Below are 25,703 nucleotides of genomic sequence, written 5' to 3' on the forward strand. Positions count from 1 at the left end.
AGATGAAAGGACAATTCCGGGAAGTTATTACCTTCGCATTTATATAAAAAAAATACATATGTCACGCGAGAAAGATGAGAAATTAAAAGCCCTGCAACTCACAGTAGATCGTCTGGAGAAGACATATGGCAAAGGATCTATCATGAAGCTTGGCGATAAACCACTTCTTGATGAGGTTGACGTAATCAGTTCTGGCAGCATAGGTCTTGATATTGCATTGGGCGTAAGTGGATTTCCAAAGGGTCGTGTGATTGAGATATATGGCCCTGAGAGCTCCGGAAAAACAACTCTTGCCATTCATGCCATTGCAGAATGCCAAAAGAAAGGAGGCATTGCAGCATTCATTGATGCAGAACATGCATTTGACAGAAGTTATGCTGAAGGTCTGGGAGTGGATACGGAAAATCTGTTGATATCACAACCGGATAATGGGGAACAGGCGTTGGAAATAGCTGAGAACCTCATTCGCTCAGGAGCCATCGACATCATTGTTATAGATTCTGTCGCTGCATTGGTTCCCAAAAGTGAAATTGAAGGTGAGATGGGAGACTCTAAGATGGGTCTTCAGGCGAGATTGATGTCTCAGGCTTTGCGAAAGCTTACCGGTACCTTGAGTAAGACTGGATGCTGCTGTATATTTATCAATCAGCTGAGGGAGAAAATAGGTGTGATGTTCGGGAATCCGGAGACAACTACCGGTGGCAATGCGCTCAAGTTTTATGCCTCTCAGAGGTTGGACATACGCCGCAGTGGCAACGCTATCAAAGACAAAGACGGAAATATCACCGGGAATCGCGTAAAAGTCAAAGTGGTCAAAAACAAACTCGCACCACCATTCAGGGTAGCAGAATTTGATATCGAGTACGGTCACGGAATTTCTAAAACAGGAGAGATCGTAGATTTAGGCTCAGAACTCAATGTCCTCAACAAATCGGGTAGTTGGTACGCGTATGAAGGTACAAAAATCGCACAGGGAAGGGACGCTGCAAAACAGTTTCTGGAAGACAATCCGGAAATGTCAAGAGAAATAGAAGACAAAATCAGGGCAAAATTGTCCGCATCCAAGGCTGTGAAAATCGGTAACGGTGAGTCATCATCCGAAGATTAACAGGACGTGCCCTTAGGCAAGGTTTTATTTATCCCACATATCCATACTGGCGAACTTTAGGGTTCGCCGGTTTTTTTTAGAGAAATAAGTCATTTTTGAATATTGCTCCGATATCATCAGCTGAATCATGGTTTTGAAATTGGTGCAAAAAAAAAGGTCATCTGAGTTTTTTCAGATGACCCTCCCTAATCCCTGTAGGGAAAACATATCCCGATTTTATAACGAAGCCAAAACTTTATACCAAACTTTGATTAATAAACGACAATTGATTCACCATCGTTTCTTTGCTTTGGTTAAAAAAAACTTAAATTGAATTTGGAGAAATCAGCCAAAGGCATATATGATTTTACTCCAGAGGAATTTGCAGGCTGGTATCGATGGGCTGTTTAGAGATTTTGGGTCGAGGGTTCACCAGATTTTTTTCAATGATATATTTTTCCAGGGAGGGTCTGGCGATGCTGTCGGTGACATATTTTTCGATCATGAGAGAAGCGATAGGCGCAGCTACAGCACCACCCCATCCTGCATTTTCGACATAAACAGCGATGGCAATTTTGGGATTGTATTTTGGAGCAAATGCAAAAAATACTGAGTGGTCTTCTCCATGAGGATTTTCAGAGGTACCTGTCTTGCCACAGATGCTCAGTTTGTCATTGTAAGCAAGCGTGGCAGTACCGCTTTTGACTGCAAGCTCCATGCCTTCGATGACGGGATTGAAATATTTTTGATCTACCGGAACTTTTATTCTTTCATAACTCTGTGGAAGGATCTCTTTGGAAGAATTGTCTATGGTACCGCGGAGTAGATGAGGTGTGATATAGCTGCCTCTGTTGGCCATAATACAAGCCAGATTAGCCATCTGCAAGGTTGTCAATTGAAATTCACCCTGCCCTATGCCCAAAGACATGATATAGGTTGATCTCCACTGGTCTGTTTTGTATCTCCTGGTGAAAAAGTCTGAGGTAGGAATAAATCCCGGACTTTCTCCGGACACATCGGAATAGAGAGGTTTGCCGAGTCCAAAGGCTTGAAGATACCTCACCAGAAGATCCATCCTACCTCCGGGTTTGTTGAATCCATCTTTGTCAATAAAATCTCTGAATGTCTCAATGAAGTAGGCGTTGCAAGAATGTTGCAAAGCGGTGGGTACATTGTATGGAGCAGGATGTATGTGACAACCCACCTTTACCGATTTATAAAAATATCCTCCATGACAAGCGTGAGCTGTGTTTTCTGTCAAAATGCCTTCCTGTAAGGCTATCAGAGCCATAACAGGTTTAAATATAGATCCCGGCGGATATTTTGCGGCAGATGACCGATCAAATAGTGGTTTGAGGGAGTCTCTCAGCAAGTCAGCAAAAGCATGGCCTCTATCCGGGTTGATGGAGAGTAAATTTGGATCAAAAGTGGGAGAGGTAACCAGACAAAGTATCTCACCTGTTGAAGGTTCAATGGCCACGATACTGCCGACCTTATGCTCCAAGAGTTTTTCTCCGTATTTCTGTAAGTCTATGTCAATACTGAGAGCAAGATCCGCACCTGCAGTGGCGTTTTTGTCCAGTTTTCCATTTTCAAATGGTCCCACTTCCCGGCCTAAATTATCCTTTAACACAAAGTGAACACCTTTTTCGCCTTTGATCGATTCTTCGTATTTTTTTTCTACACCAGCGACACCGATGTAATCCCCCGGCTTGTATTCACCATCAGATTGGTCGATATCGCGTTGGGTTACCTCTGAAGTGTATCCTAAAAAATTTGCACCACTTGCAATCGGGTATTCTCTGATAGAACGGAGAGCTGCGGTAAATCCGGGAAACTGAAACATGTTCTCCTGAAATTGCAGAAAGGTTCTGGCATCGACATTTTTGGCAAATACGAATGGTATGGACTTAGAGAACTTTCCAGTGGTCCAGTCTTTTTTGAGATTTTCCAGGAATTTGTCAAGGGTGATATTCAGCAATCTACAAAATTTAGCAGTGTCCATTTGAGGACTGATGTTGTTGAAAACCGTATAAATATCATAGGTAGGATAATTGATGACCAACAATTTTCCATTTCTGTCATAAAATAAACCTCTCGAAGGATATATGGTATTTTGATTTAAAGTTGTGGTGTTTGCTTTTGCAGAATAAAAAGGATCGAACAACTGCAGCTTGGACAACAACAAAATCATGATGAATCCGATCCCAATGATAATCGAATCAATTATTCGAAATTTTGTTGTGGCTATTGATGTTGACATCCAAGATCAATATTTAGGGTTGATCAATATTTGTAAAACGAAAATAAAAAACAGAGATACAGAAAAACTCAATATTGCTTTCAATAAAATCTCTCCCATATATACAAAGGTAAATACCTCCAGTACGAAATAACTGAAGAAAAACACAAACATCAATACAGACACATAACGCATAAACCAGAAAATACCCAAAGACTCACCTGTAGGATTTTGAGAAGAAGAGTAGCCGGATTTCGGTTCAAAATACTTGAGTATCCAGGGGCGCATAAATACCATCCACAAGCAAGCTCCGGCATGTACACCGGGCGATTGATAAAATATATCGACAAAAGTGCCTGCCAGGAAGGCGATCATTAAAGCAAAAAATTGTGGTAAGGCAATGGGTAGTAAAAGCAATCCTACCGGATAAATAATGATGAATATGTACTGACCTGCAGAAGAGGACATCGGAACATTGCGCAACACAAGCACCTGAATGAGGCTCAGCACAATGATGCGAACTGCATGTATGACGTAAATCCTATTCATACTTTTCTGCTTGTTTTTCCAATTGGTCCTTTTCGTTTTTGTAGTTGTGACCGATCACATAGACTTGCTCAATTGTATTTAAATTTTGAAACAAGGACACTTGTATCGAATAAGTAAACGCGCCTTGGGGGATTTCAAATGCTTCTACTCTTCCGATAGGCAATCCTTCCGGAAAAACTAAACTATAACCGCTGGTGACAATCGTATCATGAGCTTTGACGTCTGCATATTTTTGTACGTCTTCCAGGTGTAATTGTTCAGGGTGGAAACCTTTCCAAACCAAGGTACCTGGAAATTGAGTACGTTGAAGCTTGGCACTGATTTTCGATTTGGTGTGGAGTAAAGACATAACCAGAGAATAATGTCTGGTAGTATCTGTAACGATTCCAAGCACACCTTTTGCAGTGACAACGCCCATACCGGGTTCGATACCGTTCTCACCACCTTTATTGATGGTGATTGTATTGTTAACTTTTGTCACGGAATTGTTGATTACAACTGCCGGGATTACTTTATATAAATTGATCAGTTGCGATGTTGAGTCCAATCCTGTATATCGGGACTGTTCGTATTGTAAAAAATGTTTTTCCAGCAATCGAGCATTTTCAGCTGCTACTTCTGCATTCTTTTGTGTGAGGTTGAGATAGTTGATGACAGACTGATATTTGTCCTGGATAGTGAGGGCCCATTTTTGTTTGGAATATAAATAAACCTGGTTTTGATTTTTGTTATATTGTACGATCAAATACAGGCAGTAAAGCTGAAGGCATACGAACAGCAGGAAAGAACCATTTTGAACGAGAAGCCTAAATACCCTGAACATGATCTACAAGCTAACGCGGATGATCAGATCAGATGCTTTTTCGATCGATAAGGAAGGAAAAGCGATCTGTGTTTTTCAATGCGATACCTGTACCTCTGACGACCGCTCTGAGTGGGTCGTCTGCTACGATGACAGGTAGTTTTGTCTTGAGAGAAAGCCGCTTGTCCAATCCTTTGAGCAAAGCCCCGCCGCCTGTGAGATACAGCCCAGTTCTATAAATATCTGAAGAGAGTTCAGGAGGAGTAATTTCCAGGGCTTTGAGCACGGCTTCTTCTATCTTCATGATAGACTTATCCAGAGCTTCTGCGGTCTCTTCGTATCTCACCACGATCTGTCGCGGGATACCAGTCATCAGATCCCGGCCATTGACCGGATAGGGTTCCGGAATGATGTCCAGATTTTTTGTTGCTGCCCCGATGTTTATTTTAATTTTTTCTGCAGTTCTTTCACCGATGAGCATATTGTGCTCTCTGCGCATATAGTCTATGATGTCTTCGGTAAATTCGTCCCCGGCAACGCGAATAGATTGGTCGCATACAATACCTGACAATGCAATTACTGCGATCTCTGTGGTACCTCCACCAATGTCGATTACCATATTCCCGATCGGTTCTTCGACATCAAGGCCAATACCTAATGCGGCAGCCATGGGTTCATGGATCAGATAAGTCTCTTTGGAATCTACGTGGTCAGCGGAGTCAAACACGGCTCTTTTTTCCACTTCCGTGATCCCTGACGGGATGCAGATTACCATTTTGAGGTGAGTGAAAAAGCGTCTTTTGTTGCCGATCATATTGATCATGCCTTGAATCATACTTTCGGCGGCCTGGAAGTCTGCGATTACACCATCTTTGAGTGGACGTATTGTGTCGATGTTTTTGTGAGTTTTCTCATGCATTTGCATGGCTTTATTTCCTACGGCGAGGATTTCCCCCGTTTTCTTATCTATTGCTACAATGGACGGTTCGTCCACCACTACTTTGTCGTCTTGAATAATCAGAGTATTGGCAGTACCCAGGTCTACCGCCAATTCTTGCATAAAGAGATTGAATAATTTCATTTTATAGTCCGGTTAATGCCTTTTTGCACTCATTCGAGGGCTACGGCTTGATCTTTTTCTTTAAAAATGCTTCTTTGACCTATATTTTGTAGCAGTTGCACAACAAAAATCAATCCAAATTGCTGCTCAATCTGCAAGAATAAGAGGGATATGTCTGGAAAGGACACAAAATTAATGCATTATTGCCAAATTTTAGCGATATTCTAAGTGTTGTAGGACACTCATGCTGACTTCCCGGCACCTGCAGTGATGGTAAAAAATTCGGCCGGATTCAGGTACTGATTTGATATCCGGAGAATATCTTCCGGAGTGGCAGTTTCAATAGCGCTTAGAAGCTGTCTAAATGCGGACACTCCTTTGTATTCAAGGACTAATATTTTAATGAGAATTGCGGTTTGGATGGAGCCATCCATGAGGCGGAGAATGTGACCTAGAAGATAGTTTTTCACGGTGTTGAGCTCCTTGGAAGAAATGGGTTCCCTTCTCAACTTGTTGAGTTCGGAGTGAATTTTTTCTATCGTCTGGATTTTGCTTCCGGCATTGATCTCGGCACTGATGTAAAAACATCCATCCCAAGCCTGGCTGTCCAGCGTCGAATGAATATCATAGGTAAGTCCGTAATCCTCGCGTATCGACTTCATCAATCTTGAGCCAAAATAATCGCCAAGAATAGTATTGGTAAGGTAGCTATGGTAAAAGTCCGGATGAGATCTCTCAAACATTCTTCTACCCATTTTCAAGCTCACCTGTGTGCTGGAAGGGATATAGTAATGATGGTCAGAATGAATTCCGACTTCCATTTGGTATCGAAATTGGCCTCGGGTATCTTCTATAGAAAAGAAAGGCTTGAGTACGGTGGTCCAATAGTCTTTTGACCCCTGAGGCATCATTTTTCCTGAATAAAACACCTTCAGGTTTTTTGCGGTGTAGTTTTCTTTATGATAAGTTTTAAGGTCTTGCACGGTCAGTGCTTCCAGAAATTCTACTGATGAGTTGTAGCCGTACATGCTTTGTGGGCCATAAACCCGAGCTGTAAATTCTCTATAAGAGACAAAGTCCGGTTCGGTTAATTGGTGTTTGAGTTGAGAGCGGATCGCTTTTTTACCTTTCTCAAGATTTTCTTCAGAAAAGGAGGGCTCTGTCAGCACGCGGACCATCATTTCCACAACCTGGGCCAGGTGTTTGTGCAGACAGCTAAAGGATAAACTGCTGAAATCGAGGTCGGCCTGCATACTATAATTGACACCATAAAAATCAAAGAAATCCGCAAGCTCTTTGGACTCCATGCCATTACAACCTTCAAAAAGCTGGTTGGCAGTAAGTCTGCTAGCCATTTTCTTTTTTTCAGAAATTCTGCCATTGACAAAAACCAATTCACAATAAACGAGGGCATCGTTGGAAGGTGGAACAAGAAAAATTTGAGTCTCTTTGTCGATGGTGAATTGATTAAAATGGGGTAAGTTTACATTCCAATCCGGTTTGAGTGATCTAAGGTATTGATTGATTTCTTTTGCGTGAGAATTCATATTTTAATATCCATCCTGAGACCACAAAGCTATGTGAATTCGCAAAAGGATCAGGTATTTTTTCATGTTGTTGCTTGTTGGAATGAGGATTATTTTAGTCCAAACTCTTTGGATTTAGAATTGGGGTAGATGATCAAAACCGGAATAAAAATAAATTAATTTATCCGATAATTGATCACTCTTTCCTACTGCTATCCTGCAAGTAGGTCGATCAAGTATCCAACCCGGCCATTAAATCTTTACAAATCTACCCGACTGTAGTTTTTGATTGGCGCGATGGATGACATAGTAATAAATGCCCGCACTGAATTGGCTCAGATTGATCTTGTGCTTGTATGCCGTCTCTATGCGCGAGCTGTAAACCTGTGTCCCCCATTCATTGAATATGGAGATCTCGGATGCTTTGTAGTGGTACTCATTGCTGTACACATAGAGGTCTTCCTGTGCGGGATTCGGTGCCAGAACATAGTGTTCCGGATAGGATTCTTTTTCTGTGATGCCTACAGGATTGCAGCCCGGGATCAGGCAGCCGTTGCTGTCCACCCGTACCAACCAGTTTCTGCTTTCATAAATCTCAGGTAGCCAACTGATGCCTCCAAAATAAAATCCACCATCCCGAGAGAGGCCGAGATTGAAAAACAACTCTACCAGGTTGTCCACTGCACTGTATTCCTGCTCCCACAATATCTTCCCATCCATATTGAGTTTATGTGCCATTCCATTTCTCAAATCATCATCAAAAATATCTCCGGTTCTTTGCATATCCCCTGCACATATGATATTTCCATCCAGGGTAGGCTTACATCGCCAATATTCAATTTGTTCGTAATTTCGAGTATCTTTAAATTCATGAATAATTTTTCCTGACGTATCGATGATACTATACAATATCGCAGCAGTATCCGTCTGAAAATCAAAGCTGCTTCCCAATAAGATCAGATTGCCGTCAGGTCTTTCCTGAATGTACATATACCGATCAGCAAATCCCGGTGAAGCAATTTCCTTATACCATAATACAGTTCCTTCTTTGTTTAATTTTACAATCAATCGATTGCCTGTGACGGCTGCTTTGGAATTAAATCCACAGACATAAATATTGCCCAGATGATCTTCCGTAACGTGGCTAAACCAGTGTAGATCTCTGGGTCGGGAAGTATCATAAAACTCGCGATACCATTTCTTCTCTCCGAGGCTATCCGTGCAGAGTATGAATGCTCTGCCCCATCCAAGGCCACCTGCAAATTCCCTGTAATATTTGCCCGAAAGGCCGCAAAATATCAGGTCGCCGTCGCTGTGTTGATGAAAACTCCAGAGGTCGTTGGCGTCGTATTCTACCGGATAAATCTTTTCATCCAGTTTGTTGAAATCTCCGTCAAAAAATGCCAACCAGTTTTGATTTGAAGTAAAACTGTCCTGCACAATACGTCCAGCTACGATATATCTGCCATCTCTGAGTTGAGCCATCAAACGTGGAGTACTCGGCTCCTGCACTGTATCAGAAATCGGCTTGGCCCACTCCACATTTCCTCTTTGATCCAGTTTGCTCACAAATGTGTAATTGAAAGTCTGCTTTGGGTCCAAACTCCAGGCTATAGATCCAAAATAGGCTTTACCCTGTTCATCTTCAATAATATCTGTATCTATTCCTTCTACGATTCTACTGATATTTTTTCTATAGGATTCGTACACACGAGAATACTGCGCTATACATTCAATCTGAATCAGGAAGAGTAAGAATACTATCAGGTAATTTTTCATTTTGTTGATTGTTGGAATGAGTATTATTTTAATCCAAACTCTTTGGATTTAGAATTGGGGTAGATGATCAAAACCGGAATAAAAATAAATTAATTTATCCGATAATTGATCACTCTTTCCACCTGATATCCTGCAAGTAGGTCGGTCTAGTATCCAACCCGGCTATTAAATCTTTACAAATCTGCCCGACTGTAGTTTTTGATTGGCGCGATGGATGACATAGTAATATATGCCCGCACTGAATTGGCTCAGATTGATCTTGTGCTTGTATGCAGTCTCTATGCGCGAGCTGTAAACCTGTGTCCCCCATTCATTGAAAATGGAGATCTCGGATGCTTTGTAGTGGTACTCATTGCTGTACACATAGAGGTCTTCCTGTGTGGGATTCGGTGCCAGGACATAGTGTTCCGGATAGGATTCTTTTTCTGTGATACCTACAGGATTGCAGCCCGGGATCAGGCAGCCGTTGCTGTCCACCCGTACCAACCAGTTTCTGCTTTCATAAATCTCAGGTAGCCAACTGATGCCTCCAAAATAAAATCCACCATCCCGAGAGAGGCCGAGGTTAAAAAACAACTCTACCAGGCTGTCCACTGCACTGTATTCCTGCTCCCACAATATCTTCCCATCCATATTGAGTTTGTGTGCCATTCCATTTCTCAAATCATCATCCAAAATATCTCCGGTTCTTTGCATATCCCCTGCGCATATGATATTTCCATCCAGGGTAGGTTTACATCGCCAATATCCTATTGACTCGTAATTTCGAGTATCTTTAAATTCATGAATAATTTTTCCTGATGTATCGATGATACTATACAATATCGCTACTGAATCCGTCTGATAATCATAGCTGCTTCCCAATAAGATCAGATTGCCGTCAGGTCTTTCCTGAATGTACGTATATCGATCAGCAAATCCCGGTGAGTCTATCTCTTTAAACCATATTAATCTACCATCAGCAGTAAACTTTGCATACAACGCATTCCAATCCCGATCATTTCTGAAGTTTTGTCCGCATACATAAAGATTACCCAGGTGATCTTCGGTGACATGATAAAAACTGTACAGATCAAATGGAAGAACTGTATTATCAAACTCGTGATACCATTTCTTCTCTCCGAGGCTATCCGTGCAAAGTATGAATGCTCTGCCCCATCCAAGGCCACCTCCAAATTCCCTGTAATATTTGCCGGAAAGGCCGCAAAATATCAGGTCACCATCGCTGTGTTGATGAAAACTCCAGAGGTCGTTGGCGTCGTATTCTACCGGATAAATCTTTTCATCCAGTTTGTTGAAATCTCCGTCAAAAAATGCCAACCAGTTTTGATTTGAAGTAAAACTGTCCTGTACAATACTCCCCCCTACGATATACCTGCCATCTCTGAGTTGCGCCATCAGGCGAGGAATGGAGGGCTCTTGAACTGTATCAGAAATCGGCTTGGCCCACTCCACATTTCCTAGTCGATCCAGTTTGCTCACAAATGTGTAATTGAATGTCTGCTTTGGGTCCAAACTCCAGGCAACAGATCCAAAATAGGCTTTACCCTGTTCATCTTCTATGATGTCAGAAAATATTCCTTCGGCTATCCGGTTGATATTTTTTCTATAGGATTCGTACACACGAGAATACTGTGCTATACATTCAATCTGAATCAGGAAGAGTAAGAATAATATCAGGTATTTTTTCATGTTGTTGCTTGTTGGAATGAGGATTATTTTAGTCCAAACTCTTTGGATTTAGAATTGGGGTAGATGATCAAAACCGGAATAAAAATAAATTAATTTATCCGATAATTGATCACTCTTTCCACCTGCTATCCTGCAAGTAGGTCGATCAAGTATCCAACCCGGCCATTAAATCTTTACAAATCTACCCGACTGTAGTTTTTGATTGGCGCGATGGATGACATAGTAATATATGCCTGCACTGAATTGGCTCAGATTGATCTTGTGCTTGTATGCCGTCTCTATGCGCGAGCTGTAAACCTGTGTCCCCCATTCATTGAATATGGAGATCTCGGATGCTTTGTAGTGGTACTCATTGCTGTACACATAGAGGTCTTCCTGTGTGGGATTCGGTGCCAGGACATAGTGTTCCGGATAGGATTCTTTTTCTGTGATACCTACAGGATTGCAGCCCGGGATCAGGCAGCCGTTGCTGTCCACCCGTACCAACCAGTTTCTGCTTTCATAAATCTCAGGTAGCCAACTGATGCCTCCAAAATAAAATCCACCATCCCGAGAGAGGCCGAGATTGAAAAACAACTCTACCAGGCTGTCCACTGCACTGTATTCCTGCTCCCACAATATCTTCCCATCCATATTGAGTTTGTGTGCAAATCCATTTCTCAAATCATCATCCAAAATATCTCCGGTTCTTTGCATATCCCCTGCGCATATGATATTTCCATCCAGGGTAGGCTTACATCGCCAATATTCTATTTGTTCATAATTTCGAGTATCTTTAAATTCATGAATAATTTTTCCTGATGTATCGATGATACTATACAATATCGCAGCAGTATCCGTCTGAAAATCAAAGCTGCTTCCCAATAAGATCAGATTGCCGTCAGGTCTTTCCTGAATGTACATATATCGATCAGCAAATCCCGGTGAGTCTATCTCTTTAAACCATATTAATCTACCATCAGCAGTAAACTTTGCATACAGCGCATTCCAATCCAGATCATTTCTGAAGTTTTGTCCACATACATAAAGATTACCCAGGTGATCTTCGGTGACATGATAAAAACTGTACAGATCAAACGGAAGAACTGTATTATCAAACTCGCGATACCATTTCTTCTCTCCGAGGCTATCCGTGCAAAGTATGAATGCTCTGCCCCATCCAAGGCCTCCTCCGGGTTGATTGTAATACTTGCCGGAAAGGCCGCAAAATATCAGGTCGCCGTCGCTGTGTTGATGAAAACTCCAGAGGTTGTTGGCGTCGTATTCTACCGGATAAATCTTTTCATCCAGTTTGTTGAAATCTCCGTCAAAAAATGCCAACCAGTTTTGTAGCTCTGTCATACTATCTTGGACAATACTGCCCCCTACGATATACCTGCCATCTCTGAGTTTGGCCATCAAGCGAGGGGTGCTTGGTTCGAGTACTGTATCAGATATTGGCTTAGCCCATTCAACCTGACCCTCTTTATCTACTTTAGATAAAAACGTATAACTATATAATTGTTTTGGGTCCAAACTCCAGGCAACAGATCCAAAATAAGCCTTACCCTGTTCATCTTCTATGATGTCAGTTCCAATCCCCTCTGCTATCCGGTTGATATTCTTTCTATAGGATTCGTACACACGAGAATACTGCGCTATACATTCAATCTGAATCAGGAAGAGTAAGAATAGTATCAGGTATTTTTTCATGTTGTTGTAATTAATTTTCATGCTGCATAAATTAATAATTTGGTGCAGCGAGCAATGCTGCACCAAAATATAACAAATTCACAATATAGATTATAATTTTTCAAATAACCTGGAGTCAAAGACCTTCCCATCTCGACTCAGGCTCAGGAGATAAAATCCGGGTGTGAGTGATGTGACATTCTGCGATACTTTATCATGCCCGTACAGAAAATCGCGCGTCAACAGAAGCCTGCCTTCGACATTGTGTATAGTTAATGTCAAATTATTTTGGCCATCAGAAGAGTTTGTGAGAGTAAACTCCAAATGGTCTGCGACAGGATTATTCAGGCCAACTATCGAAGATTCTTTCATGTTTTGGCTCGATTTTTTACCCTCTGTGCCATAAGTGTGAACCGTCTCATCTACCCATACCGGGAAAATATAATCGTAATACTGACCCAAGATGTCCTGGGCTATTGCAGCAGCCTGATTCTCATGGTCAGAGAGATTCACCAAAGTATTGATCTCGGTGGTGTTCAATTGTGACAATCCATTCTGAGGGTTGCTGTGAGCAAGCAATATCTGGAATACGAGGCCAAAATCGACATTGTCAGGATTGGAAGCTGACAGTGAGTTCACAGTATTGTTAGCTCCCTGTGCGTCCCCATTCCTCAACTGATACAGGGCATAAGTGATGCGATTGCCATCCTGCGGCAGGTTAGAGATAATATTCACGTATTGACTGACTAAGCCGGCATCTGAGTAATAGCGCGCGAGGTCATTGCCCAGCCAATACTTGAGGTCTCCATTCGGCAAGCCATCGTACATGGATTGGTAATAATTTACGTTTCCGGGTCCGAGCATCGGGTCAAACATACAACCCTCCTGTATTCCATTTACCCAACAAGTAGGTGTGGTCACCTTCGGTGGAGCGGTATTGTAAATTGGCCTTCCAGATTGTAATGCATCCTTCAAATAATACTTCATGTCATTGGCTGCGTTCGCTATATGATTGATGGGCACATACTGCATGGCGCCGTCGTTGAAAGTATTGTCAGGAGTGTAAGAAATTTCCGGTTGGCTTGATAAACACAATCCCTGGTCCTTCACCTCACCGGCCAGATTCCAGGCTCTGGTCTGCTGTGTGAAGCTGTTACAATTGAGAGATAATCCTTTGTTCTTACCCGTCGTCTTCTCTCCTTCCCACAAATCTGTAAAATTGTTTTTCTTGTGAAGACTTGGAGCATCCGTCGTACCAAGGCTGTAGATGCCATAATCTTTCAAGCTTTGATTGGTATTGATCGAAGTAAAGCTATTCTGATCTGCGATTTTGATTCGAGTAGATGCCAGATTATATACGCCTATACCACGATTCCATTGCACGATTTGTAAGAGTTGATTACTGGTATAATGGCCCTTTGAGGTAAATGAATTCATATTCTGAATCCGATTTTCGGTGCCACCGCTCATCCTCACGCCAATATAATTTCCGGTAAATACATTTGAACCATCCACTTTTATTCCTTGCATTTTAAGCAAGCTATTCGATACATACAGTCCTTGATAGAGATTGGTGAATGTACTGTTGCCTATTTTGAAAGCAGTATTGAATACCCGGATACCATCACCGCGGTAAGGTGCGTACAAATTTGTTGAATTCGTAAAACTGCAAGATCCAAATTCTATCGAAGATTGATCTACACCGCTAGAATAAATAAAAGCCTCCGTCCCTCTTACAGTGGAAATGGCATTAGCGTACTGATCAGTAGCAAAGAACCGATATGAAGGATCCTTGAGCAGACTGTTGCACAGAAATTCTGTGTTTGTAAAATGCGATGTATTCTGAGCGCATTTTGCAAAGTGAACTCCACGAAAACAATTTTCAAAATGGCTGTTTGTGGAAGTAATCAAAGCTCCACCCATGGTTTCAGATGGTCGAATACGTCCGGATTGGTCATAGACGCTTTTGTCTGCCATAATTCCATACTTGGCATCCATGATAGTGGCTCCATTCATGACTACCTCTCCTCCAGATTGCAATTCGATACCATCCCACATTCCATTTAAAGGACAAGATGACAATCCGCGTAGTGTGCATTGATTTAAGATTAATTTACCACCGGGTTGTACCTGAATTTTAGGGATTGCAACATTCTCAGAAGGCAAATTTTTATTTAAAATATCAAAATCAATTTGGTCCCAACTTGCAGCAAATTCTATCACAGCTCCGGGCCCTATGGTCAATTCACCACCTGCTTTGACGATCACTGTCGCATTTACTTTTCTGGAACTAGACCACGTTGCAATATTATTGATTGAAACATTGCTCGTGATATCATTTTGACCATTGAAACTTGTTTTTGATTGGCAGTTATTGTTCAGCTTGTACACATAATAATCTTCATCATGTAACTCATTATTTCCACCTACAAGTATATCGCCATCGCAATTTGAGGTGATATCGAATGAACAATTAATATTCCAATCGTCATTAAAAGTCCCAAATTTCTTATCACCCAGATTGGTGTTAAATGACGTTAAAGTCCCTGAGGATAAGACATCGGTACTATTGGGAATAGTCGTCGTTTTTGCCCCTAAAATAACGATCCTCCCGTCGATCAATTCCATATCGGGCCAGTATTCAGGGGCCTCAGCGACTCCGACATTTACAGCTTGGGTGATGCCACCACCTTGAGCAGATAATGAATATTTCACTAAGGCAATATCAGAGTATTCATATCTATGAAGATTGCTATATTCACTACAATTATCTCCGGAATTTACTTCAGGATCAAAGAAATAATCAAATCTGCAGGTAATAAATAGATTTTCACCATCCTGGAGTATATCCCAGGCTTCCTCATTTTCATTCTCATAAGTTGAAACCGGAATTCCGGTACAAATAGGTTCATCGCCGGGTAGATCTGTGTATTTACCGGCGGCTACTAAACTGCTTTCAGAAAACACCTGCATTGGAAAATTTGGCATTGATTTTCCATTGATGTCCAAAAATCCGATCAGACAGTCCTTAACGGGATTATCACTTGTATAACCAATGTATGCATACTTAATATCGGGATGACCTGTGACTTTTATCATCCTGCGGATGTCAGTATTTGCCGGACCAATAAAATATCCCGTATTATTCGGATCGTTATTGAAAGGTATAATATTTCCATTTTCGTCAGTGTTAACGATGACAGAATTCCACCCACCATTTGGATTATTTACATATCCGGTACCGAACATGACATTCGTATTTCCCACTTGGGTCAAAGGGCCATAGCGTAAGTTGGCATTTTCAAGGCCATTGATATTGTGGATGAGATGTTTGGGATAGCCGGGCCTTGGATTTCCAGTAGTTTTATCTGCAACAAGAATCAAAGAATTGTTCGGGCCACTGCATGGATTAGATCTTTCGCCTCCAGTTGCTACAATATTGTCACCAGATTCGAAAATATTAATAAATTCGCCATATCCATAATCCACGTAGTATTCTCGTTCCCAAACCAATTTATTGGTAATATTATTGTACTTACCAACTATCGCAAGTCTTGGTTCGTATTTTGGATCCGGACAAAGGTCATTTACGTCTTGAAATACTGTGTATCCCGCGAAATAAACATGAATACAATCAACACTCGGACAAAGTGAGAATATCCAATCCTCTGACTCGCCGTGATTTAAACCCGACTCAAAAGAAAGAGTTGATTTTTTTACAAAAGGTTGCCCAAACGAATATTGGATAAACGAAATCAATAAAAGTGAAATAGCTGATATCAAACGATAGTATCGTTTGATTTGATAAGTTTTCATGAATAATAATTTAAAGGTTAACAAATATGTTAATTGGAGTTATTTAAGGTATAAAAAGCCAGTCTTCTCAATACATAAGAGTGATCATAGGTATTAATTAACCGGCTATACCGAGCATGATGGCAGGAAGCATTTTTCAGATTTTGTTGTTATCATAATAAAATAATTAATTAAGGTGAACAAATGTATCATCGTAAAAGTATTTGGCAAATAACTCACAATAAGTATTTTTTGGATAAAATCTTTCTATGTTTTGTATTTAGTTGTAAAATTCAGATTTTATACATATTTTTTTTTCAATGTGTCTCCTGTGTTGTAAGAAAAAAGAAAAGAATTGTTACTCTAAATTTAATTTGGTGTTTATAAACTCGTAATTTTTACATGAAGATTTTAAAGTAAATGAATTTCACTCCGTAATCAAATGCATTGCCAATAATAGATTCGTGTCAATCATTTTTTGATGCAGGAGGTAAAAAGCAGCACCAGAATTCTTTATTACCGATCAAAATGAAATATTAGAGAACACTAGTTTACTCACTTATGCTCAATCACAGTATCGAATCAGTTTTGCTCGGGATGCCACATTAACGAGTGAAATCGTTCAAATGAATTTTGTCTTGCGAAAATCGGTTAGATCAAAAGTTTTTATTTTTTTTTCAGTTTAATTTTCACGACGATTTCAAGGACTAAATCCGGATTTATTCTCCTCGAGATCTATTTAAAAGATACTAGCCGGACTCTAAATTTCTTGAATTATTAAAGTTGGTCAAATCATTCACTCTTATGAAAACTGTCTCAGAAAGCGAAGATCGTTTTCAAAGTAATATCTGATATCCGGTATTTTGTAAAGCAGCATTGCCTGGCGCTCTATGCCCATACCAAATGCAAATCCGCTATATTCCGTTGGATCGATGCCACAATTGGACATGACGGCGGGATCCACCATGCCACAACCCAGAATTTCTAGCCACCCGGTACCTTTGGTGATGCGATGATCCGTTTCGTCTTTCAATCCCCAATAGATGTCCATTTCTGCTGAGGGTTCGGTAAAGGGAAAATAAGAAGGTCTCAACCTGATACGCGTTTCCGGACCGAACATTTCTTTGGCAAAATAAAGCAGAGTCTGTTTTAAATCTGCCATAGAAACAGCGCGATCGATATAGAGGCCCTCTACTTGATGGAATTGACAGTGAGACCTGGCTGATATGGTCTCATTGCGATAGACTTTTCCGGGGGCCAGTATGCGTATTGGTGGCTTGTGACTGGTCATGAAGCGCGACTGTACGGAGGAGGTATGTGTTCGCAAAAGTCGTGAAGTAAAGTCTCTGAGATAAAAAGTATCCTGCATGTCTCTCGCAGGATGGTCATCTGGTGTGTTGAGCGCAGTAAAATTGTGCCATTCATCTTCTATTTCCCGGTCTTCGGCTACCTCAAAACCAATCTGACCAAAAATGCTGACTATGCGATCCATCACCAAGGTAATCGGATGTTTGCTACCCGAGCTGAGGTCTCGTGCAGGCAAGCTCATATCCGGCGCTGAGACATCCATCTTAGATCCTGAGGTAGAGGCATTTTGTTTAGCAGCTTCAAAGCGTTCTTCTGCCAGTTGCTTGATCGAGTTGATCCTCTGACCGAATTCCTTTTTCCTGGAAGCTTCTACTTCTGTAATCCGGCTAAAGAGAGGTTTGAGCTTGTTTTTACTGCCCAGATAGAGCTGTCTGAATTGTTCTGCACCGCTTTCTCCCTCAATCGAACAGGCCTCAACTTCATGTCGCAGAAGTTCCAATTCCTCAAATATATCGCCGATCATAAGACAAAGATTTGTGGATCAAAAGTAATCAATCATCACCAGAGGTCGTGGACTATTCTTCTTCTTTGGCGTCCGGATGCTTGCTGTCATTTTCGTATGCGCGCAGGATTTCTTTGACGAGTCGATGTCTGACGACATCCTCTCGAGTGAGGTACACTGTAGTGATCCCATCTATATTGCGGAGAAGTTTGGACGCCTGGTTGAGTCCCGATTTCTGATGGTAGGGCAGATCTATCTGTGTCAAGTCTCCTGTAATGATCGCTTTTGCACTGGGGCCAAGCCTCGTCAAAAACATTTTAATCTGTAGTGGAGTTGCGTTTTGTGCTTCGTCGAGGATTATAAAAGCATGATCCAAGGTCCTTCCTCTCATGAATGCCAGAGGAGCTATTTCAATCACACGAGATTCCATCAACTGAGCGAGTTTTTCTGCCGGGATCATATCATCAAGAGCGTCGTACAATGGGCGCAGATATGGGTCGATCTTCTCTTTGAGGTCGCCGGGTAAAAAGCCCAGAGACTCTCCTGCTTCAACCGCAGGTCGCGTGAGTATAATTTTTTTGATTTGCTTGTTTTTGAGGGCTCTCACAGCCAGAGCTACTGCAGTATAGGTTTTGCCTGTACCGGCAGGTCCTATTACAAAACAAATATCATTTTGGTCCACTGCCTCTACGAGAGCAAGCTGATTTCTGGTTTTGGCATAAATCATCCTACCGTCGCGGCCATGTAGGAGAACTGTACGGCCATCCACATTGATGATACGTGAGGTATAAGGGCTTTCACCATGCATCAATTCTTCTACGAGTTGTAGGGGAAGCTCTTTACTTTCCTTGAGTATCCTCACCATGAGCTCCAGTTTCTCCTTGGCGCTCTGGGTATCTTTTTTTCTGCCGCTCAACTTGAGTTGTGAACCACGTGAAGTAATGGTGACTTCGGGGAATGCTTTGCGGAGCAGATTGAGTTTTTTGTTGTTTTCTCCCAGGAGTTCTAGAGGGTCCACCTGCTCGATATGGAGGATGATTTCGCTTTGTGACAAATGTATTTTACTTTAAATAATGATGTGCAAAAATAATCCGAATCACAGTTCTATTTAAAGAAAAAGCGGGAACGCGCATTGTGCGCAGTCCCCGCTTTTTTCTATGATCAGGCTTTTGACCTGAAAGTCAAATTATTTCTTTGTGACTCTGATAGCCACTCTTCTGTTCAACTCTCTTCCTTCCGCAGTGTCGTTTGAAGCAACAGGATGCTCTTGACCGTAACCTTCAGACTCCAATCTCTTTGACTCGATACCAAGTCCTACCAGAGCAGACATTACAGTTTTAGCTCTTGCAGCAGAAAGCGCTTTGTTCTTAGCAGCATCACCTACATTGTCAGTATAACCGCCAATTTTGATGTTGACATTTGGATATGCTTTCAATACAGCTGCGATGTTTGCGATTTGCTCTTTGGAAGCTTCGTTCAAAGTTGTTTTACCTGTTTCAAATAAGATTCTGTCGAAATTGAACCAAGTAGTTTTGTCAACAACTTTTGAAGCGTCATTGAGCCAGTTGATCAATGAATACTCAACTCCTTTCTCAGGTACATTCATTTCTACGCCATCAGGTAGAGTTACTTTCATCATGTTACCTAGAGCAAGCCATTTTGCGCGTACTGTTGAATCCAATCCTACGTACATGCTTTTTGCAGCTTCAGCAGCAGCATCAGCAGCAGCTTTAGCATCAGCAGCAGCTTTGATAGCAACTGAATCCACTGTATTTGCAACGTTCTCCATAGTATTGCTTACTTTTTCTCCCATATTGGTTTTGTTACAGCCTTTCATCAAGAACCACAATAATCCCAGAGCTGCGAGTAAGCCCAAAAGCCACATCCACCAGTTGCTGCCACCACCGCCGTTGTTGTTGTCATAAGAAGCAGTAGAAGCTGCTTTGTGTGTAGATCCGCTTGTAGATCCAAGATTGCTGAATCCCAAAGCTGAATTCATACTACCAGGGATAGCTGACATGATGTCGTTTTTGTTTCCGCTTAACCAAGTAGTAAGACCGCTAAGACCAAAGCCTTCGCTTGTTACTTTTTTCTTCAACCATCCCAAAATGAATGGAGAAGCAAGGCTTAGAAGTTTTCCTGCTGAGCCTGAGTTTTTGAAACCTGCAAAGCTCGTCAAAGCACCAAGTATAGAGCTGTTGTTTCCTCCAAAAAGAAGGTTCAACAATGTTGAGCCGATACCTGTGTTTGAAGAAGCAGCAGAAGAACCTGAGAACAAACCTCCTAGGTTATTCAAAAGTCCCGGATCATTGTCTTTGGAATTGATCAAATCCCAGATCTGGCTCATTACGCCGGTATTTTTTGAATTGTTGAGGATACCACCCAAAATTGAAGGGATAGCAGCATCAAATCCTTTTGTAGTTGCCTGTGAAGACTCTCCCAAAAATCCTGAAGCAGCATTCATCAATTCGGGTGTCAATTGACCTTTTACTAAATCGATTAAATTCATTTTTGTTAGTTTTAATTTGTTTATAAATAGAAAAAAATTGAATACACGCTAACTTGACGTAAAATTGCAACGATGTCACAATAATTCTCTATAATGCATTGTTAAGCTATTTTCACAGTATGTTAATCCGATGTCAGAAGCAAATCAACAAGTCATTGAAAGTCTAAAATATCCAATCGGCAGATGGGTCAAACCTGATATCGCCCAGCTCGAGTCATTTAAAGGCTGGATAGAGCAGATACGGCAATTTCCAGACAGCCTACAAGACCTTTGCCGGAATCTTACAGCCACTGACTTAGCGCTCACTTATCGAGAAGGCTCCTGGAAAGTGCGACAAGTGGTACATCACTGTGCCGATAGTCATATGAATGCTTACATCCGTCACAAGCTTGCTTTTACAGAAGATAAACCAAGGATAAGCCCTTACGACGAAAATCTCTGGTCGGAGACCAAAGACGTCCTTGAAATCGATATTGAGGTAAGTATCAGTTTGCTGAAAGCCTTGCATCAACGCTGGGTATCCTTCCTTCAGGCACTACCGGAGCAAGACCTGCTGCGATCTTTCTATCATCCTGACAAAGACAGATATATCAGTTTGTTCGAATCAGCCAGTTTATATGCCTGGCATGGTCTTCATCATTTGGCTCACATCGAGCTGGCATTAAAAAACAAACAGACAAGTTAAAATAGACAGATCATGAAGTACTTACAACTCTGTCTGATGATTCTCTTCGCCACGTTGTCTGCCTGCAAGATGAACAAAGTATATGAGATCAAAAACGACAAAGGTGTGGTCATGCACCGCATCACCGTTTTGGGAGATACCAGCAATGGTAAAAATGGCTTGTATGAATCGTTTGACGAGCAGGGCAGGCCAATAGAAGCTGCTGAATATCACGATGGCAAACTCCAGGGTACGCGCAAACTTTACGAGGACGGAGCGATCTATTCTATAGAGACGCGGAATGCAGATCTGTTTGAGGGAAAATACCAGGCTTTTCACAAGAATGGTCAAGTCAGCGTCGAGGGAATCTATGTCAACAATGTGATGTCGGGCGAGTGGGTATCATACTATCCATCCGGAGCCGTCAAGGACAAAGTAATCATGAAAGACAATGCAGAAAATGGTCCCTTTACAGAATATTATGAAAACGGTAAAATAAAGGCTCAGGGCAGCTTTCTGGATGGGCCTGACGAAGAAGGTGAGCTACTGATGTATGATAGCACAGGCAGCCTGGAGAAAAAAATGGATTGCAAAAAAGGTATATGTAAAACGCTATGGAAAAAAGACTCATTATAGGCTACTTGCTTGCCGGATTGATCAGTGCCTGTACTCTGAAAGCTCAAACAGGAGGTCAGGGCATTTTTGAATTTGTCAATCTATCTGCCTCATCCAGGTTGAATGCGCTGGGTGGTACGGCTCCGGCCTGGCAAAGCAAGGATGCGAGCTCCAGTGCTTCGAATCCCGCATTGCTCAGCGATGATGTGCATACCCAGTTTTCATTTCAACACCAGTTTTATTTTGCAGATATCAGAAACAGTCATGTGAACTATGTACACAAGATGAAAAAATGGAATACTTTTTTGCAAGGTGGTGTCAAAGCTTTGAATTCCGGTGATGTTTCTCGTACTGACATCTACGGCAATACGAGCGGTACGGTTCAGGCCAAAGAAACCGATATTTATCTGGCAGCTGCAAGGCCATACCGCGAAAGGCTGAACTTTGGTGCACAGATACACTACATTTATTCAGTAGTAGGTGATGCAAGTTCTTCCGGGATTCTTTTCAATGCCGGTGCGAGGTACTACAATCCCGACAAAAAATTGGCATTAGGTTTGGTTTTTCGCAATGCGGGAACTCAGCTGGATCCCTATGTTGATCACAGGGAAGCTAAGACACCCATGAAAATTGAATTAGGTATAGCACAAAAGCTCAAGCACCTGCCCTTTACCTATCACATCACGCTTACGGATTTGCAGCAATGGGACATTCGATATGATGATCCTGCAGAGAATGGCAACGTGGATTTGCTCGGTGAGACAAAAGAAACCAGTGCTTTGGAAAAGGCGGCGGGAAATGCATTGCGCCATATGGTCTTTGGAGGGGAGTTAGGCATGGGAAAGAATGAAAATTTCTGGTTGAGACTTGGATATAACCATTTGAGAGCGCGGGATTTGGCTCTCTCTGATTACAGGGCTTTTAATGGTTTGTCATTTGGACTGGGATTAAAAATATACAAGTTTAAATTCGACTACAGTTATGCGAAGTACCATCTCGCCGGAGGGACGAGTCAGATCGGGCTCAGCTTTGACCTGAATTCATTCGTAAAAACTAAAGTATAAGTTTCTGCCTTCATTTTTCTAAGTGACAAGGTCAGACAGAACCGGTTGTAAAACCACTTTGCATCCAAAATACGAATGAGTGATTTCTTCCGCAAGGCGCGATCCTGATTCCTGTATGCCACATTGATCAAAATATTTCTTTAAAAAAAACATTTATTCCAATTTAAATTCTGTTCTTCGCAGATGAATTAACGAAAAAAGGACTTGATCAAATGAAACGCGAAAGAATCCACGGCAAACTCAGCACCTACAGATTTGAATTTCTGTTGGCGGCGTTGACACTGTTGATATTCGACAAAATCTTCTTTCCGAGCAATGATTTTTTTATCCGATACGTGTGGCCGATCAATATGATCATTATTGCGTTGGCCAGTTTTGGAATTTTTGTAGAGAGGGAATTGTGGGTAAAACGCTTACGAATTGTTTTCAGCAATATTGCGATTTTAATGCCATTTGGCTTTTTGTATTTTTCGACTAACTTTTGGTTTGTCTCCTTTCTTGTTGCATTTTATATCGTGTTTTATATTTTTATTTTAGTAGAAGTATTCAGACAAATCACCATGGCAAAGGAAGTGAGGTTTAATGTAGTCATTGGTTCGTTTTGCGGATATTTATTGCTCAGCATGGTAGCGCTGTTTTCATATCTTGCCATAGAGTTGAATTATCCCGATTCATTCCGCAATATCAGCAAAGGAAATCTCCCGGCCATTTATAATGAGTTGTCTTATTTCAGTTTTATCACGCTGACGAGTATTGGATTTGGCGACATTTATCCCACTACGGATATGTCCAGACTAACGGTTGCTTTTTTTGGAATGTTGGGACAGTTTTATATGGTGGCGGTGATCGGAATCATTATCTCCAGATTTACTTCAAATCATTGAGTAAAATCCTATTAGAACACTCATTGTCCACAATAAATATTTCTGTCTTCATTCAGTTATAAATAATCAATATTTTTTGTCGATTTTTTTCCTTAGGACCCTACGATCGGATAATATAATCGTGAAAATAAAGCAGAAGTGTCAAGTTCCGACTCAGGAAAGGGTACAGTTATGCTGACGGGTTTTCCCATCTGAAAGAGCCAATTGTATGAAATAAAGACAGCTTCCCCCTTACTTCAAATAAGCCTCCACAAAACGGCGCAGTTCTTCACCGTGGAGGTTTTTTGCGAGGATTTTACCCTGAGCGTCGAGAAGCAGATTAGCAGGAATGGTCGTTAGTCTGAGGGTCTTGAGGAAGGGGGCTTCGTCACCCTGAAGATGGGAAGCGTGAGGCCATAGTTGGACGCTGTCCCTCTGAATGGCTTTCTCCCAGAGTTTGCGGTCTGACTCCAGTGCATATCCTATGATTTGGAATCCGCGCTCGTGGTACTCTGACCAGAGGGGGACGAGGGTGTTGCGGTTTTCTTTGCGGCAGGGAGCACACCAGGAGGCCCAAAAATCAAGCAGAGTCAGCTTTGGTCCCAAAAGTCTGCGGATCTCCCCGGTACCGCCTGAGAGCAAAGGAAGGCCCTCATTGGGCACAAGGTCACCCACCAGGATCGGTCTTTTGGAGGGGTCAGAGAGGAGGCAGAGATCTTTGACGAAGGGATCATCCGGCAGAGATGTCCTCCACTTCGTGCACAAGCCGTCGACAAACTCAGCCAGGCGCTCGTAATCCGTTCCGGCTTTTGCCCACTGCAAGGCCAGAAGAGCAACGTAGAGCCGGCTTGTGGATTCTGCCGGAGTGTGGAGAGCATTCCTGTATGCCTCCAGAGCTTGAGCATATTCGAGCATTTTTTCTTCGTCGTGAGCGTCAGCAGATTTGGACTGAAGATATTGCCGGAAGGCTTCCACTCTCTTGTCGCGCAACAAAAGAAGTTCAGCGTTTGCAGCTGATGGTTTGTGCATCTGTGCTGTAGCTTGGAAGGCTTTGGCCTCAGCAGAAATCAGGATGGTCTCTCCTTCAGCATATAGGATGGGTAGGTAATTGGAGAGGAGTGGATCGTCGTCGGTCAAACGATTGGGGAATCTTTCTCCCCTCTTTTGCAAAACGATTTCATAAAATACAGCAGAGCTGCTTTTGGGCAGACCCTTGAACCGAAATTTACCGGATGCCTCCAGAGTAGCAGAGTCGATGATGTCGCCTGTATAACTACTTGCAATATCTGCCAACCGCATCGGCCGGATCAGGTAGAGCTTCCACTCTTCTGCCGTGCTGCCCGACAACTGCAATTGACCTCTTATCGAGCCTTTGGGAGTACAGTGCCACGAACTCAGTATAAAGAGGAGTAATATCGAGATGCGCATGAATCTTGTCTGAAGGTGGATGAATGTATGACGCGTTTATGCTTTGCGAACGAATTCCGATTTGAGACCCATTGCGCCAAATCCTTCAATCTTGCAATCGATATTATGGTCGCCTTCGGTTAGACGAATGTTCTTCACCTTGGTGCCGGCTTTGATGGGTTTTGGTGCGCCTTTGACGGGTAAATCTTTGATGACGATGACAGAGTCACCGTTTTGCAACTCATTACCATTAGAGTCCAGTACTTTGCCGGAATTGTCTGTGGTAGCTGAGTCGGACTCGGCAGGATTCCATTCGTGAAAACACTCCGGACAGACCAACAACATGTCGTTGGGATACGCGTAGATGGATCCACAGTTTGGACAAGGAGGAATTTCTGACATAAAATCTACTTTTGTGTTGAATTCGGTCGCAAGGTACAAAGAAAAAAATGAGCCGATGACAAGCACATTCTTTCGGACAGACAATCATTTTTGCTTACTTACAATAACACATTTCTCAGGCCGGTAATCACTTAGATTTTTTATAATTTGAATATTATACCTGAAA

General features: G+C 42.0%; 19 protein-coding genes. 5 read left to right on the forward strand and 14 right to left on the reverse strand.

Translation table 11 applies throughout. The features are described 5' to 3' along the window. Positions 1 to 58: 58 nt before the first annotated feature. Positions 59 to 1,108, forward strand: coding sequence for a recombinase RecA (gene recA / locus IPI99_04895; protein ID MBK7339847.1), 1,050 nt, complete (start codon positions 59 to 61; stop codon positions 1,106 to 1,108). 346 nt (positions 1,109 to 1,454) lie between these two features. Here recA and IPI99_04900 read toward each other — a convergent pair whose 3' ends face one another. From IPI99_04900 to IPI99_04955, 12 genes are all read right to left on the reverse strand, one after another. After that, complete coding sequence (locus IPI99_04900) at positions 1,455 to 3,350, reverse strand: penicillin-binding protein 2 (GenBank protein MBK7339848.1); 1,896 nt, start codon at positions 3,348 to 3,350, stop codon at positions 1,455 to 1,457. 6 nt (positions 3,351 to 3,356) lie between these two features. After that, positions 3,357 to 3,878: a hypothetical protein gene (locus IPI99_04905; GenBank protein ID MBK7339849.1), complete on the reverse strand. Its 522-nt coding sequence runs from the start codon at positions 3,876 to 3,878 to the stop codon at positions 3,357 to 3,359. Beyond that, a complete protein-coding gene (gene mreC, locus IPI99_04910; protein MBK7339850.1) occupies positions 3,871 to 4,701 on the reverse strand; it encodes a rod shape-determining protein MreC in 831 nt (276 codons plus the stop codon). The genes IPI99_04905 and mreC overlap by 8 nt, the downstream gene beginning before the upstream one ends. A 28-nt stretch (positions 4,702 to 4,729) precedes the next feature. Beyond that, positions 4,730 to 5,761 carry a rod shape-determining protein gene (locus IPI99_04915; protein MBK7339851.1) on the reverse strand — a complete coding sequence of 344 codons (1,032 nt, stop codon included), beginning with the start codon at positions 5,759 to 5,761 and terminating at the stop codon, positions 4,730 to 4,732. A 221-nt stretch (positions 5,762 to 5,982) separates the two neighbouring features. After that, a complete protein-coding gene (locus IPI99_04920; protein ID MBK7339852.1) occupies positions 5,983 to 7,287 on the reverse strand; it encodes an insulinase family protein in 1,305 nt (434 codons plus the stop codon). 231 nt (positions 7,288 to 7,518) lie between these two features. Next, positions 7,519 to 9,045 (reverse strand): T9SS type A sorting domain-containing protein, encoded by a 1,527-nt coding sequence (locus IPI99_04925; GenBank protein MBK7339853.1) that lies wholly within the window; start codon positions 9,043 to 9,045, stop codon positions 7,519 to 7,521. A gap of 165 nt (positions 9,046 to 9,210) precedes the next feature. Next, on the reverse strand, positions 9,211 to 10,737 hold the full coding sequence (locus tag IPI99_04930; GenBank protein MBK7339854.1) for a T9SS type A sorting domain-containing protein: 1,527 nt from the start codon (positions 10,735 to 10,737) through the stop codon (positions 9,211 to 9,213). A gap of 165 nt (positions 10,738 to 10,902) precedes the next feature. Next, positions 10,903 to 12,429 (reverse strand): T9SS type A sorting domain-containing protein, encoded by a 1,527-nt coding sequence (locus IPI99_04935; GenBank protein ID MBK7339855.1) that lies wholly within the window; start codon positions 12,427 to 12,429, stop codon positions 10,903 to 10,905. Between the two features lie 90 nt (positions 12,430 to 12,519). Beyond that, complete coding sequence (locus IPI99_04940) at positions 12,520 to 16,224, reverse strand: hypothetical protein (protein MBK7339856.1); 3,705 nt, start codon at positions 16,222 to 16,224, stop codon at positions 12,520 to 12,522. A gap of 781 nt (positions 16,225 to 17,005) precedes the next feature. Continuing rightward, positions 17,006 to 18,034 (reverse strand): phenylalanine--tRNA ligase subunit alpha, encoded by a 1,029-nt coding sequence (gene pheS, locus IPI99_04945; protein ID MBK7339857.1) that lies wholly within the window; start codon positions 18,032 to 18,034, stop codon positions 17,006 to 17,008. Positions 18,035 to 18,086: 52 nt separating this feature from the next. Next, complete coding sequence (locus IPI99_04950; GenBank protein ID MBK7339858.1) at positions 18,087 to 19,067, reverse strand: PhoH family protein; 981 nt, start codon at positions 19,065 to 19,067, stop codon at positions 18,087 to 18,089. A 132-nt stretch (positions 19,068 to 19,199) separates the two neighbouring features. After that, on the reverse strand, positions 19,200 to 20,522 hold the full coding sequence (locus IPI99_04955) for an OmpA family protein (GenBank protein ID MBK7339859.1): 1,323 nt from the start codon (positions 20,520 to 20,522) through the stop codon (positions 19,200 to 19,202). A 130-nt stretch (positions 20,523 to 20,652) separates the two neighbouring features. On the opposite strand from IPI99_04955, the gene IPI99_04960 reads away from it, so the two are divergent. The 4 genes from IPI99_04960 to IPI99_04975 all read left to right on the forward strand — a co-directional run bounded on the left by IPI99_04960 (position 20,653) and on the right by IPI99_04975 (position 23,749). Beyond that, a complete protein-coding gene (locus IPI99_04960) occupies positions 20,653 to 21,207 on the forward strand; it encodes a putative metal-dependent hydrolase (protein ID MBK7339860.1) in 555 nt (184 codons plus the stop codon). Positions 21,208 to 21,219: 12 nt separating this feature from the next. Further along, positions 21,220 to 21,822: a toxin-antitoxin system YwqK family antitoxin gene (locus IPI99_04965; protein MBK7339861.1), complete on the forward strand. Its 603-nt coding sequence runs from the start codon at positions 21,220 to 21,222 to the stop codon at positions 21,820 to 21,822. Beyond that, positions 21,801 to 22,865 carry a type IX secretion system protein PorQ gene (gene porQ / locus IPI99_04970; GenBank protein ID MBK7339862.1) on the forward strand — a complete coding sequence of 355 codons (1,065 nt, stop codon included), beginning with the start codon at positions 21,801 to 21,803 and terminating at the stop codon, positions 22,863 to 22,865. Before IPI99_04965 ends, porQ begins: the two co-directional genes overlap by 22 nt. Positions 22,866 to 23,077: 212 nt before the next feature. Further along, a complete protein-coding gene (locus tag IPI99_04975; protein MBK7339863.1) occupies positions 23,078 to 23,749 on the forward strand; it encodes a two pore domain potassium channel family protein in 672 nt (223 codons plus the stop codon). Between the two features lie 231 nt (positions 23,750 to 23,980). On the opposite strand, the gene IPI99_04980 is transcribed toward IPI99_04975, so the two are convergent. Together IPI99_04980 and IPI99_04985 are read right to left on the reverse strand one after the other, a co-directional pair. Next, a complete protein-coding gene (locus IPI99_04980) occupies positions 23,981 to 25,156 on the reverse strand; it encodes a TlpA family protein disulfide reductase (protein MBK7339864.1) in 1,176 nt (391 codons plus the stop codon). Positions 25,157 to 25,192: 36 nt separating this feature from the next. Continuing rightward, a complete protein-coding gene (locus IPI99_04985; GenBank protein ID MBK7339865.1) occupies positions 25,193 to 25,537 on the reverse strand; it encodes an alkylphosphonate utilization protein in 345 nt (114 codons plus the stop codon). Positions 25,538 to 25,703 lie beyond the last annotated feature (166 nt).

Source organism: Saprospiraceae bacterium (assembly GCA_016710235.1).
GTDB lineage: Bacteria > Bacteroidota > Bacteroidia > Chitinophagales > Saprospiraceae > Vicinibacter.

Coding starts and splice junctions, on each gene's coding strand:
- IPI99_04975 (MBK7339863.1), top strand. CDS start 23,078: ATGAAACGCGAAAGAATCCACGGCAAACTCAGCACCTACAGATTTGAA.
- IPI99_04905 (MBK7339849.1), bottom strand. CDS start 3,878: ATGAATAGGATTTACGTCATACATGCAGTTCGCATCATTGTGCTGAGC.
- mreC (MBK7339850.1), bottom strand. CDS start 4,701: ATGTTCAGGGTATTTAGGCTTCTCGTTCAAAATGGTTCTTTCCTGCTG.
- IPI99_04930 (MBK7339854.1), bottom strand. CDS start 10,737: ATGAAAAAATACCTGATATTATTCTTACTCTTCCTGATTCAGATTGAA.
- IPI99_04985 (MBK7339865.1), bottom strand. CDS start 25,537: ATGTCAGAAATTCCTCCTTGTCCAAACTGTGGATCCATCTACGCGTAT.
- IPI99_04940 (MBK7339856.1), bottom strand. CDS start 16,224: ATGAAAACTTATCAAATCAAACGATACTATCGTTTGATATCAGCTATT.
- IPI99_04980 (MBK7339864.1), bottom strand. CDS start 25,156: ATGCGCATCTCGATATTACTCCTCTTTATACTGAGTTCGTGGCACTGT.
- porQ (MBK7339862.1), top strand. CDS start 21,801: ATGGAAAAAAGACTCATTATAGGCTACTTGCTTGCCGGATTGATCAGT.
- IPI99_04935 (MBK7339855.1), bottom strand. CDS start 12,429: ATGAAAAAATACCTGATACTATTCTTACTCTTCCTGATTCAGATTGAA.
- IPI99_04925 (MBK7339853.1), bottom strand. CDS start 9,045: ATGAAAAATTACCTGATAGTATTCTTACTCTTCCTGATTCAGATTGAA.
- IPI99_04965 (MBK7339861.1), top strand. CDS start 21,220: ATGAAGTACTTACAACTCTGTCTGATGATTCTCTTCGCCACGTTGTCT.
- IPI99_04960 (MBK7339860.1), top strand. CDS start 20,653: ATGTCAGAAGCAAATCAACAAGTCATTGAAAGTCTAAAATATCCAATC.
- recA (MBK7339847.1), top strand. CDS start 59: ATGTCACGCGAGAAAGATGAGAAATTAAAAGCCCTGCAACTCACAGTA.
- IPI99_04955 (MBK7339859.1), bottom strand. CDS start 20,522: ATGAATTTAATCGATTTAGTAAAAGGTCAATTGACACCCGAATTGATG.
- pheS (MBK7339857.1), bottom strand. CDS start 18,034: ATGATCGGCGATATATTTGAGGAATTGGAACTTCTGCGACATGAAGTT.
- IPI99_04920 (MBK7339852.1), bottom strand. CDS start 7,287: ATGAATTCTCACGCAAAAGAAATCAATCAATACCTTAGATCACTCAAA.
- IPI99_04915 (MBK7339851.1), bottom strand. CDS start 5,761: ATGAAATTATTCAATCTCTTTATGCAAGAATTGGCGGTAGACCTGGGT.
- IPI99_04900 (MBK7339848.1), bottom strand. CDS start 3,350: ATGTCAACATCAATAGCCACAACAAAATTTCGAATAATTGATTCGATT.